Genomic DNA, 830 nt, shown 5'->3' with positions numbered 1-830 from the left:
CAAGACTCCAGGCGGACCATTTCGATGATCTGATGGACCGCCTTCTCCTTGAACTCGACGGAATACTTTCTAGGCATAGTTCAATCCTTCCTTAGCTGAGGTAGGAACTAAACCCAGGACGCTTCAACTCGGTGGATTGTAGATGGTGCTGGTGGTGGGTCGATTCCATCTTGTTGTAGGTGCCATCGAATGGTGTGGGCACCGGCATCGGTACCGCGTTTTGTTAGGTCTTGGCGCAGTTGAAGGATGCGGTCGACAGTGCTGGGGTTGAGTGCTCGGGGATTAGTGCGGGGGCGTTTAGAGCGTGGTTCTAAGGAGTTAATGCCGCCTTCTCGGTAGCGGGCTTGAAGTGTTCGGATCCATCGTGTGCTGACGCCGAAATGGTCAGAGGCTTCGGCTTGAGTCATGCCGGTAGCAAGCATGGTTTCGATGATGATTTTTGGGCTTGGTTTTGATTTCTGCTCCATCTTTTAAAGCATGGAGGATCGATGTCTCGAGACATCGCTTTTTACCGTGTCTGGGCAGTTTTAGCTTCACGGACTTCTACCGGAACGATGTGGTGAGACATTGGTGCTGGTTAGACCGGAACGATCTTATGAGACATGCGGAACGATGTCTCCGAACCAGACACCCCCTCGGGCACAACGGACCGGCGGTTACCACTAAGGTAGCCGCCGGATTTTTCTATTCAGTACGCCCACAAGGGTTAAGGGTCAAAAGGGGATGCGGACACTTTGTTGGACAGTTTCAGTTTCATGCTAGTTGAAGCATGCGGTGCTCTTCGATGCTTACGCCGCCTAGGCTGACTTTGATCCGGCTGGTGTTGTAAA

Annotated in this window: 1 pseudogene; it reads right to left on the bottom strand. The window is 52.3% G+C overall.

Annotated features, from left to right (window positions below):
* Positions 1-125: 125 nt before the first annotated feature.
* Positions 126-467, bottom strand: a pseudogene (locus QP934_RS11460) (helix-turn-helix domain-containing protein); the annotation flags it as partial.
* Positions 468-830 lie beyond the last annotated feature (363 nt).

Source organism: Corynebacterium sp. MSK122 (assembly GCF_030229435.2).
In the GTDB taxonomy this organism is placed as follows: Bacteria; Actinomycetota; Actinomycetes; order Mycobacteriales; family Mycobacteriaceae; genus Corynebacterium; species Corynebacterium marquesiae.
This window is presented reverse-complemented; position numbering and strand designations above follow the sequence as displayed.